9 protein-coding genes are annotated in these 11056 nt (G+C 31.5%); 6 read left to right on the top strand and 3 right to left on the bottom strand.

The window, feature by feature from the left end:
• Positions 1-89: 89 nt before the first annotated feature.
• Positions 90-788 (bottom strand): (d)CMP kinase, encoded by a 699-nt coding sequence (cmk, locus tag AWE51_RS02930; protein WP_066309198.1) that lies wholly within the window; start codon positions 786-788, stop codon positions 90-92.
• A gap of 327 nt (positions 789-1115) precedes the next feature.
• Between cmk and mreB the strand changes: the two genes are divergently transcribed.
• Positions 1116-2156: a rod shape-determining protein gene (gene mreB / locus AWE51_RS02925; RefSeq protein ID WP_066309196.1), complete on the top strand. Its 1041-nt coding sequence runs from the start codon at positions 1116-1118 to the stop codon at positions 2154-2156.
• A 46-nt stretch (positions 2157-2202) separates the two neighbouring features.
• On the opposite strand, the gene lon is transcribed toward mreB, so the two are convergent.
• Positions 2203-4653, bottom strand: a complete 2451-nt coding sequence (lon, locus tag AWE51_RS02920) for an endopeptidase La (protein WP_066309195.1) — start codon at positions 4651-4653, stop codon at positions 2203-2205.
• 202 nt (positions 4654-4855) lie between these two features.
• Between lon and AWE51_RS02915 the strand changes: the two genes are divergently transcribed.
• The 5 genes from AWE51_RS02915 (at position 4856) to AWE51_RS02895 (ending at position 8703) form a co-directional block, all read left to right on the top strand.
• Positions 4856-5431, top strand: coding sequence for an RNA polymerase sigma factor (locus AWE51_RS02915; RefSeq protein WP_232517328.1), 576 nt, complete (start codon positions 4856-4858; stop codon positions 5429-5431).
• A complete protein-coding gene (locus AWE51_RS02910) occupies positions 5428-5988 on the top strand; it encodes a hypothetical protein (protein ID WP_066309193.1) in 561 nt (186 codons plus the stop codon). The genes AWE51_RS02915 and AWE51_RS02910 overlap by 4 nt, the downstream gene beginning before the upstream one ends.
• Positions 5969-7060, top strand: a complete 1092-nt coding sequence (locus AWE51_RS02905) for a DUF4097 family beta strand repeat-containing protein (protein ID WP_066309191.1) — start codon at positions 5969-5971, stop codon at positions 7058-7060. The genes AWE51_RS02910 and AWE51_RS02905 overlap by 20 nt, the downstream gene beginning before the upstream one ends.
• A gap of 29 nt (positions 7061-7089) precedes the next feature.
• Positions 7090-7821, top strand: coding sequence for a head GIN domain-containing protein (locus tag AWE51_RS02900; RefSeq protein WP_066309189.1), 732 nt, complete (start codon positions 7090-7092; stop codon positions 7819-7821).
• 144 nt (positions 7822-7965) lie between these two features.
• Positions 7966-8703, top strand: coding sequence for a tyrosine-protein phosphatase (locus AWE51_RS02895; protein WP_066309187.1), 738 nt, complete (start codon positions 7966-7968; stop codon positions 8701-8703).
• On the opposite strand, the gene AWE51_RS02890 is transcribed toward AWE51_RS02895, so the two are convergent.
• Positions 8700-11054 carry a GumC family protein gene (locus tag AWE51_RS02890; protein ID WP_082832289.1) on the bottom strand — a complete coding sequence of 785 codons (2355 nt, stop codon included), beginning with the start codon at positions 11052-11054 and terminating at the stop codon, positions 8700-8702. The two genes, AWE51_RS02895 and AWE51_RS02890, sit on opposite strands and share 4 nt — an antisense overlap.
• Positions 11055-11056: the final 2 nt, after the last annotated feature.

Below are 11056 nucleotides of genomic sequence, written 5' to 3'. Positions count from 1 at the left end.
TTTAGATTTGGTGGTTTTTTTCTATATTATAAACAATGATTCAAACTAAAAGTTCATTTTAAAATTCTCGCAAAACATATACTAAAGTATCATGCATTTTCTATAGCCGTTTGAGCGAGTTTTAATATTTGATCAAATTGTTGTTGTAATGTAAGATTGGAGTTATCTATTTTTATTGCATCACTCGCTTTTCTAAGTGGGGAGTCTTTTCTTGTGCTATCTATATGATCTCTATTAACAACATTCATTAATACATCCTCATACGTAACATTCTCTCCTCTTTCTTTAAGTTCGATATATCTTCGTTCTGCTCTATCCTTAGCGGTTGCTGTCATAAATAATTTAAGTTCTGCATTAGGAAAAACAACTGTACCAATATCTCTTCCGTCCATAACAATTCCCTTGTCTATTCCCATATTGTTTTGCTGTTCTACTAATTTTCTTCTTACCGCAGAAACAGCCGCAATCTTGCTAACGTGCTTAGATACTTTAAGTGTTCGAATTTCTTTCTCAATGTTCTCATTATTAAGTAAAGCTTCTGCCAATCCAGTATCCGGGTTAATTTCAAAATTTATAACAATTTCAGGTAAATCCTTTTCTAATTTCTCTTGATCAAAATGAGATTCATCTATATATCCTTTTCGCATGGCGTATAAAGCAATTGCTCTATACATAGCACCAGTATCTACATATATATAATGTAATTTTTTAGCCAACTGTTTGGCTACTGTACTTTTCCCTGTAGATGAGTGTCCATCTATTGCAATAATTATTTTTTTCTCGCCCAAATTAAAATGTTTTGTATTAACAAGGTATTGTCTTGGTTCAAAAGTAGTCCAAAGTATTTACAAAATATTGTCTCTTTTAAAAAAGTTTTATGAATTCAAAATTAATTAATTCTCGTTTTATACTTTTCTCACCTTATCTATAACCATAGGGTATCGTTGATAATTTAATATAATCTATACAGAAAAATAATATCAAAATACAACTTAATACTAGTACAAAACTATAAAGTGTACAATAATTACACTTTATCGAAGTTATTCTACCTTTAAACCATTGTTTACTTTTTTTACCTAAATCACACATAATTAACCCTAATCCAATACACTATGGGCTTTTTTGATTTTTTAAATGAAAAAATTGCAATAGATCTGGGTACTTCAAATACACTCATCACGCATAGAGGAAAAATTGCTATTGATAATCCTTCAATCATAACTATTCATCAAATCACAGGAAAAATCCTTGCAGTTGGTAAAGAAGCAGGTATGATGCGAGGAAAAATCAATAAAAATATAAAAACTATTTACCCATTTAAAGATGGCGTAATTTCTAATTTAGATGCGACAGATAAAATGCTAAAAACATTTATTAAAAGATTATCTTCTTTTAATGTTTCGGTATTCACATCATCCTACAATATGATTATTTCAATTCCTTGCGGTAGTACTGAAGTTGAAATGAGGGCTGTTCAAGAATCTGCTAAAAGACTTAACGCCAAAAAAGTTTTTCTGATACATGAACCTATTGCTGCGGCAATTGGGGGTGGTATAAATGTTCTTGAACCTAAAGGAAATATGATTGTGGATATTGGTGGTGGAACTACAGAAATTGCTGTAATTTCATTAGGAAAAATTATTAGTGGACAGTCCGTAAAAATAGCAGGAAACACATTTAATGAAGATATTATTCAATATATACGAGAGTATCACAACTTACATATTGGAGAATCAATGGCAGAAAAAATTAAAATTCAAGTTGGTTCTGCTGTAAACTCTTTAGAATCACCTCCAGAAAAGATGAAGGTTGAAGGTCGAGATCTTTTAACAGGGAAACCTAATCAGATAAAAATATCTTATACAGAAATAGAAAAAAGTTTAGACAAATCAATTACACACATCGAAAATGCTTTACTGGAAACTTTATCTGAAATACCTCCTGAAATTTCTGCGGATATTTACAATACTGGTATTTACCTTACTGGTGGAGGATCATTATTAAGAGGGCTTGATCGACGTCTATCTCAAGCTACAGAATTGCCAGTGCACCTTGGTGAAGATCCTTTAGAAACTGTAGTAAAGGGTAGTGATATTGTACTTAAAAATCTTGATAGATATGTTAATGTTCTAGTTACAAAGAAGCGATATTAGTAACTAGATAAAAAAAGCGATACAAATTGTATCGCTTTTTTTATTCTTATAACTTTTTAGCATTCTTAACTTTAGTAGTGGTTAATGCTAATTTTAGAACTTCGCTCATATCTTTTACATAATGAAACGTCAATCCTTTTAAATATTCTTGTTTAATTTCTTTTATATCACGTTCATTATCTGCACACAATAAAATTTCTTTAATATGTGCTCTTTTTGCAGCAAGGATTTTTTCTTTAATCCCTCCTACTGGTAATACTTTACCTCTAAGAGTTATCTCTCCTGTCATTGCTATACTTTTCTTCACTTTACGCTGCGTAAATAAAGACACTAAAGATGTAAGCATTGTTATCCCTGCACTTGGACCATCTTTTGGTGTAGCTCCTTCGGGTACATGTATATGTACATTATATTTATCAAAAATATCAGAATCAACACCTAATTGATCTGCATTTGCCTTAATATATTCCATGGCAATTGTAGCAGATTCTTTCATCACTTTACCTAAGTTACCAGTAATCGTAAGGTTACCTTTTCCTTTAGAAAGTATTGACTCTATAAACAAAATATCTCCACCTACACTTGTCCAGGCCAGACCAGTAACTACTCCAGCTACTTCATTATTCTCATATTTATCTCGTTCTAATTTTGGGCCACCTAGAACTTCGATTATATCGTCATTGCTAATCTTTACATTATACTCCTCTTCCATCGCTATATTCTTCGCAGCATAACGAACCATTTTTGCGATTTGTTTCTCTAAACCACGAACTCCAGATTCTCTTGTATATCCCTCTACAATTTTTTCTAGTTGTGATTTCCCTATCTTAATATGTGATTTATTTAAACCATGCTCTTCGAGTTGTTTAGGTAATAAATGTTGTTTTGCAATTTCAACCTTTTCCTCGATAGTATACCCTGTAACATTAATAATTTCCATACGATCTCTAAGTGCAGGCTGTATACTTGCTAAACTATTAGAAGTAGCAATAAACATAACTTTTGAAAGATCAAATCCCATTTCCAGAAAATTATCATGAAATTCAGAGTTTTGTTCAGGATCTAAAACTTCTAATAAAGCTGAAGAAGGATCACCTTGATTTCCGATAGATAGTTTATCTATCTCATCAAGAACGAATACTGGATTACTTGTCCCTGCTTTTTTAAGGCTTTGTATGATTCTACCAGGCATCGCCCCTATGTACGTCTTTCTATGTCCTCTTATTTCCGACTCATCACGTAACCCCCCTAAAGAGATTCTAACATATTCTCTACCTAAAGCCTCTGCAATTGATTTCCCTAGTGAGGTTTTACCAACTCCCGGAGGTCCATACAAACACAATATTGGTGACTTCATATCATTACGAAGTTTCAAGACTGCCAAATATTCGATAATACGTTTTTTAACTTCGTCTAAGCCATAGTGATCTCTATCTAAGACCTTCATAGCTTGTTTTAAATCAAACTTATCTGTACTAAATTCATTCCAAGGTAAGTCAAGAAATAGATCTAAATAGTTACGTTGTATAGAGTATTCTGCAACTTGGGGATTCATTCGTTGCATTTTAGAAAGCTCTTTATCAAAATGTTTTTTAACTTTCTCGTCCCATTTTTTATCCTTACTTCGCATACGCATCTCTTCCAACTCATCTTCATGAGAAACACCTCCAAGTTCTTCTTGGATAGTTTTCATTTGTTGATGTAAAAAGTATTCGCGTTGCTGTTGGCTCATATCATGCTGAACCTTATTTTGAATATCATTTTTAAGTTCTAATTTCTGGAACTCTTCATTCATATGGCGCAAAGTGGCCAATGCTCTTTCTTTAAGATCGTTTATTTCTAAAAGTTTTTGTTTTTCTTCAACGGGTAGATTTAAATTTGATGAAACAAAATTGATTAGAAAAGAATTACTCTCTATATTTTTAATAGCAAATGAAGCTTCAGAAGGTATAGTAGGACTTTCTTTTATAATTTCTAGGGCAAGATCTTTTATTGAATCGATAATTGCACTAAACTCTTTATTCTCTTTTGCAGGTCTAGCTTCGGGTACATCTATAACCTTAGCTTTTATATAAGGATTTTCTTCTACAACATCATCTATCTTAAACCTCTTTTTTCCTTGTAGTATCACTGTTGTATTACCATCAGGCATCTTAAGTACTCTTAAGATTCTGGCCACAACACCAACCCTATTAATATCATTAAGCACAGGGTTCTCTACTCCTTCTTCTTTCTGAGAAACAACACCAATAGTCTTATTTCCATTATTTGCATCATTCAGAAGCTTTATAGATTTATCTCTACCTGCAGTAATAGGAATTACAACACCAGGAAATAATACAGTATTACGCAAAGGTAATATTGGTAATATTTCTGGTAATTGTTCTTTATCAATTTCTTCTTCATCTTCTGGCGTTAATAAAGGAATTAATTCTGCATCCTCATCTATTCCTTGAAATGACAAATTGTCTAATGTCGTAAACTTAGTTTTGGTCATAAGTATATATCAAAGTCATTTTGTCATTACTACAAAATGACATCTTTTTTTAAAATTAATCTAAAGTACCACAAAACCTTATAAAACCTAGAAAAAAATACGGTTTTTAAGGCTTATTTTCTATGTCTATTTCAATTGTTATGCCATAAACTTCAAAAAAAAAATTAAAAAACTGTAACAAAAGTGATCTATACATATCTTTATGAAAAGTAAATTATTTTTTTTGTCACTAACCAAACTAAATACCGAAGAGCTAATTGCTAAATGTCGCAAGCAGGATCAGAATGCCCAGCTCGAAACATATAATAGATACTATAAAGCTATGTATAATACAGCTTTTAGAATTATTAAGGACACTGCAGAAGCAGAAGATGTTATGCAAGAGGCATTCCTGACAGCATTTACTAAGCTCTCTATGCTTGAAGATGACAAAATGTTTGGTGCATGGTTAAAGAAAATTGTTGTGAACTCTAGCCTTACGGTATCTCGTAAAAAAAGTACGAATAGAGAGGTAACGTTAGAAACAATCGAATATACACTTACCGAGGATAATAGTGTAGGTGTAATAGAGGAAGAATTAACCTCTATAAAAGCAAATACAATAGTAAGCACATTAAATGAGCTTAAAGATAGTTATAGCACAGCACTGTCATTGTATCTTATAGAGGGTTATGATTATGAAGAAATCTGCCAGATTATGAATATATCATATTCTAATTGTCGTACGCTAGTGTCGCGCGCAAAGGAAAGTTTACGACAAAAATTGCAATTTGTATGAAAAAGGATAAAGTAGAAAAGTTATTTGAAGTTATGAAGGATCAATTAGATATACACGAACCTTCGGTTGATCACAGAGATCGATTTTTAGAAAAACTGAAACAACAAAATAAGGTTGTACAGTTACATCCAAAAAAACGAAATTGGTACAAACCCTTATCAATAGCCGCATCTGTAGCACTATTGATAGGAATAATGACAATGTCTTTAAAATTTTCTCCTGAAGAAAAAGCTGATTTAGCTAGTGTTTCTCCACAAATGGAAGAAACTCAAAGTTTTTTTACTGCCGCAATTCAAGTTCAATTAGAAGAAATCGATAAAATTTCTTCTAAAGAGACTAAAAAACTAGTGGTAGATGCTATGCAGCAACTAGAAAAACTTGAATCTGATTATGAAGCATTAAAAGAAGATTTAGTACATAGCGGAAATGATAAACGCGTAATCAGTGCTATGATTAAAAATTTTCAGAAACGTGCTAATTTATTAGAACAAGTACTTCAAAAAATTAACAACATTAACGAATTTAAATCATCAAGAAATGAAAACTTTATACTATAAAATCATATTGTTAATGCTCGTTCCAACTCTGGTACTAGCTAATGATGGAAGATTAAAAGGAAAGTACAATAAAGAAAAAACTTTGAAAAAAGAATTTTCAGTTAATAGTGATGCACTATTAAAAATAAGTAATGATTATGGAAACCTTGATATTACATCATGGGATGAAAATCGTATTGTAATGGAAATCGTTATTAAAGTAAGTGGTAATAATGAAGAAAAAGTTATCAAAAAACTTGAATCTATTGATGTTCAATTCGATTCTTCTGCGCAAATGGTAAGTGCCAAAACAACTTTTAATAAAGACAACTCATCCTGGTGGGATAAATGGTCTAGTGGTTGGAACAATAATTTGAATATGAAAATCAACTACACTATCAAAATGCCTGTTAGTAATGCTGTCGATCTTAATAATGACTATGGCAATATTACACTAAATAAAATCAAAGGAAATGCAAAAATAAATTGTGACTATGGTCAAATTATATTGGGTGAATTGTTAGGTGATGATAATTATATCAATATAGATTACACCAATAACAGTTCTATAAAGTACATGAAATCAGGAAAAATAAATGCTGACTATTCTGATTTTGAGATTGAGAAAAGTGATAAAATAATTCTTAATGCCGACTACACACAATCAAAATTTAAAGCTGTAAAAGATCTAAATTATAATTGTGATTATGGTGGCTTAAGAGTAGAAAACACATCCAAAATTGTTGGGATTTCTGATTATGTTAGCACCAAAATAGGAAATGTATCTAGAGAACTTAATATTAGTTCTGACTATGGTTCCATCAATATTAACTCCTTAAAACAATCCATAAAGAATGTAACCGTAAAAACAGACTACACTAGTGTAGATGTAGGTTATGAAGATGGATGTAATTTTGATTTTATTATTAAAGCTTCATATGGCGGTATTAAAGTTGACGAAGGTTTAACTGTGCAAAAAAAATATGTAAAAGACTCTAAAAAAGACTATCAAGGATATACAGGAACACAAAATAGTGGCAATATCGTAACTATAACATCGAGCTACGGCGGAATTAAACTTAGAAAAAAATAATTAAAAGTAACATTAACAATTCAATCAAAATGAGAAGAGCAGCAATAATTTTAAGCATAGCATTGTGTAGTATTACAACTTTACATGCGCAATGGGGCAACAACAAAAAAGTACAAGGTGACGGTAACGTGGTTACTAAAAACAGAAACATCTCTGAATATGATGCTATTAAACTAAAAGGTAGTTTAGATGTGTCTTTAGTTTCTGGCACCGAAGGAAATATATCTATTCAAGGTGAAAGTAACCTAATCCCTTATATTATAACAGAAGTTGAAGGGAATTCATTAAAGATTTATGTAAAAAAGGGATATTGGCTTAAGCCATCTAGAGGAACAAAACTTGAAGTAACTGTACCTTTTAAGGACTTGAGTAATGTTACCCTATCTGGATCTGGCGATATTTACAGTAAGGATGTTATAAAGGCCACAGACTTTAAAACTGGTATTTCTGGATCTGGAGATGTTAACCTGGTAATTGATGCTGAAAATACAGAAGGTTTCGTTACCGGAAGTGGTGATTTAGTATTAAGCGGTTCATCTACGAGTTTTGATTGCAAGGTTACAGGATCAGGAGATCTTGAAGCGTATAACTTAAAATCTAAAGAAGTAGTTGCTTCTGTAACTGGTTCTGGAGATGTGCAAGTAACGGCAACTGCATCGATTAGAGCTCGAATCACAGGATCAGGAGATATTATGTATAAAGGAAATCCTGAAATAGAAGATAAAAAAGTATCAGGATCTGGAGATATCACTCGACAATAACCCATAAAACAATAAAATAGAAACTGTTTAAGGAAATCCACATCCTTAAACAGTTTTTTTTATGTACATAAATCTCTATTTTTACATAATTATTACAAGTAATACTATAATTTTATAAATAATTCACCCCAAACAACACTTATATTGCCATTTTTATCAAAAAAAGAAATCCCACTTATCGAAATTATTCCTGACGGCTATGTAGATATTCATTCGCATCTTATTCCAGGAATAGATGATGGGGTGAAAACTATATACCAATCAGCATATATTTTAGAACAATTCGGAAAATTAGGAATCAAAAAAGCAATTACTACTCCACATGTAATGCAAGATGTATGGCCAAATTCTACTCAAACAATTTCTGACGGTTTAGAAGATTTACAAACTATTCTTAAACCCTTAAAAGTTTCAATTCATATTGAAGCAAGTGCCGAGTATATGATGGATGATTTATTCTTTCAACGCATTAAAACCAATGATATCTTACCTTTATACAACGATTACATTTTGGTTGAAATGTCTACATTTTCACCTCCGATTAACCTTACCGAAATTCTTTTTGAAATCAAATTGGCAGGGTACACTCCTATATTAGCTCATCCCGAGCGATATGCTTTTTATCATCAAAATGATCTAAAAAAATATAGTGAACTGAAAAAGCAAGGTTTTTTGTTTCAACTTAATCTATTATCGCTATCTGGTTACTATGGAGATAAAGTAAAGGATATTGCTAAAAAACTAATGGAACAAAACTATATTGATTTTACAGGATCAGATATTCATAATTATCATCAATTAGGAATACTAGAAGTAGGTTTTATTCCAAAAGTAGCAGAAAAATTATCTAAACTATTACCTAAAAACAAAGTCTTTGCTTAGGATTTTTTTCCATAACCATATCCATAATTATAACCAGCCTGACTACCAGCAGAATTAAGTAACACAGCAATATTTGGAAGGCGCTTATCTTTATAAAAATTTTGTGGTATTTGTAATAGTTTTTTATCCGAATAATTTTCTCTTACTATATATATACACAGATCAGCAAAATGACCTATTAATAATGTATCAGCTACCAAACTAACTGGTGAGGTATCTACAACTACATAATCATAGTTTTCTTTAAGATATTCAAATATTTCTCCTACCCTATCGTGCATCAATAATTCTGCAGGGTTTGGTGGAATAGCACCCGATGGGATAAAATCGAATGAATTTTCTTCTTTATCTTTATATATAATATCTACAGGACTTAACTCTGTATCCATGATATAGTTCGTTAATCCTTTAGTATTTACACCTTCAGGAAGGTCTACAAATTTATGAAACTTGGGATCTCGCAAATCTGTACCTAAATAGATTACTTTTTTTCCTGTAATAGATAATGTTTTAGTAAGATTTGAAGAAATCATCGTTTTTCCTTCCCCAGAAATTGTAGAGGTCACAAAAATAACTCTTCCCGAAGATTTAGTTGTTCCTGCCATAAGAAAATCAAGATTCGTTCTTAAAATTCTAAAAGCTTCTGCTGCTCCAGATCTCTCATTCTTCGAGATTATAATTTTATTTTTGGCTTTCACTTTAGGTATAGAACCAATGATAGGCATCGAAAGCACCTTTTCTAGATCTTCTCTAGAACTAATTTTTACATTTAATAGATCCGACAAATAAATAGTCATAAATGGAAGTATAAAGCCAAGAAACAAGGCTCCTGCATAAATAATTTTTTTATTTGGCGATACTGGATATGAATTTAATGTAGAAGCTCTATCGATAACTCTAGCACTAGAAACTGTAATATGACTTGTAAGCTCGGCTTCTTCTCTTTTTTGTAAGAGGTACAAATACAGTTGTTCTTTGATTGTTTGTTCTCGTTCTATTACTCTTAAATCTTTTTCTCTTATAGGTGCATTATACAATTTACCACTAAAATATTGATCCTGAGTTCTAAGACTTTTTAATCTAATATCTATAGAGCTTTTTAAACTATTTAAACTACCTATAAGCACTTGTCTTAATCCATCAATTTGTTGATCGATGTTTACAACCACAGGGTTCTGTTCACTAGAGGTTTTTAACAAACGCTTTCTTTGAAGTGTAAGTCCATTATATCGTGTTACTGTATTTGTAATTGAAGCATCTGCAAAACCTAGATTCGCAGGAATTAAATCATATCGCCCATCTTGACTTAGGACAAACCTTCGCATTGATTCGATTAAATTAATCTGCGTGCTTAATTGCGCAATTTCTTGTACATTTCTTGAATCTATATCGGCAACACGTTGCGTTTGGGCATCTACGTCACTTGTTAAACCAAATTTTGATTTATAACCTGCCGCTTCATCATCAACTTCTGATAAATCCCCAGATATAAGGTCTAGACGCTCATTAATGAAATTTGCTGTTCTTGCAGAAATTTGTTTTTTACTTTCTACAGTAGCTATATTATATTCATCTACTAAATTGTTAATAATATCTTTTGCCTTCTCACGAACAGGGTCATTTAAAGATATTCCAACTATAGATGAACCTCTTGCAGGAAATACCGCTAATTTATTTCTGTACGCTTCGACAACAAATTTAACCGGTGTAACTACAATTTTAATAACTTTTCCTGAATGGGTATCCAAGTTATCTACCGAAGGGGTTATTACAACATCTCCTATATTAGTGGTTACAGTATTACCAAAAGAATGATCGCTTAATTTTGTTCCTTCTTTATCTAAAAAAGTAAACGATGTACTTGAATTAATCCTAACATTAAAAGTAGCAGACTTTGTATGTACTATAGAATCATGAGATAGAAAATTAATCTCAATTAATGATTTCGGATAATTTTCAACTTCTAAAATCCTTCCTTCAGAAAAATAACGAACATTAAGCTTTAAATCGTTTACGATATTTGTGATTAATGTTCTAGATTTTAATACTTGAATCTCATTCTCTAATTTACTTTCTTGAGCATTTTGCAGTAAACCTAAATCTTTAAACGCAGCTAATTCAGACCCTGTTACACTTTCATCTTGGGCAATCATTATTGTAGATGAAACATTATATTGAGGGATTGTATAGCGTATTTTCATATACGCTAAGCTTACGAATATCGCGATACAAAGGGCAAACCAGTACCATTTTTTTAGATAGGGTACTAGCATTCCTCTTAAATCAAAACCCAAAGGGGAAGACGATTCAAATGTATTAGTATCAGTAGGTGTATTGGGATTGGAGATCATAT

The organism is Aquimarina aggregata, from assembly GCF_001632745.1.
GTDB classification, from domain to species: Bacteria; Bacteroidota; Bacteroidia; order Flavobacteriales; family Flavobacteriaceae; genus Aquimarina; species Aquimarina aggregata.
The sequence above is the reverse complement of the archived record's forward strand: the minus strand, read 5'-3'. Positions and strand labels throughout refer to the sequence as shown.

What these genes read in the sequence shown, in the direction of transcription:
- mreB (WP_066309196.1), top strand. Translation starts at nt 1,116, where the DNA reads ATGGGCTTTTTTGATTTTTTAAATGAAAAAATTGCAATAGATCTGGGT.
- lon (WP_066309195.1), bottom strand. Translation starts at nt 4,653, where the DNA reads ATGACCAAAACTAAGTTTACGACATTAGACAATTTGTCATTTCAAGGA.
- AWE51_RS02915 (WP_232517328.1), top strand. Translation starts at nt 4,856, where the DNA reads ATGAAAAGTAAATTATTTTTTTTGTCACTAACCAAACTAAATACCGAA.
- AWE51_RS02910 (WP_066309193.1), top strand. Translation starts at nt 5,428, where the DNA reads ATGAAAAAGGATAAAGTAGAAAAGTTATTTGAAGTTATGAAGGATCAA.
- AWE51_RS02905 (WP_066309191.1), top strand. Translation starts at nt 5,969, where the DNA reads ATGAAAACTTTATACTATAAAATCATATTGTTAATGCTCGTTCCAACT.
- AWE51_RS02900 (WP_066309189.1), top strand. Translation starts at nt 7,090, where the DNA reads ATGAGAAGAGCAGCAATAATTTTAAGCATAGCATTGTGTAGTATTACA.
- AWE51_RS02890 (WP_082832289.1), bottom strand. Translation starts at nt 11,054, where the DNA reads ATGATCTCCAATCCCAATACACCTACTGATACTAATACATTTGAATCG.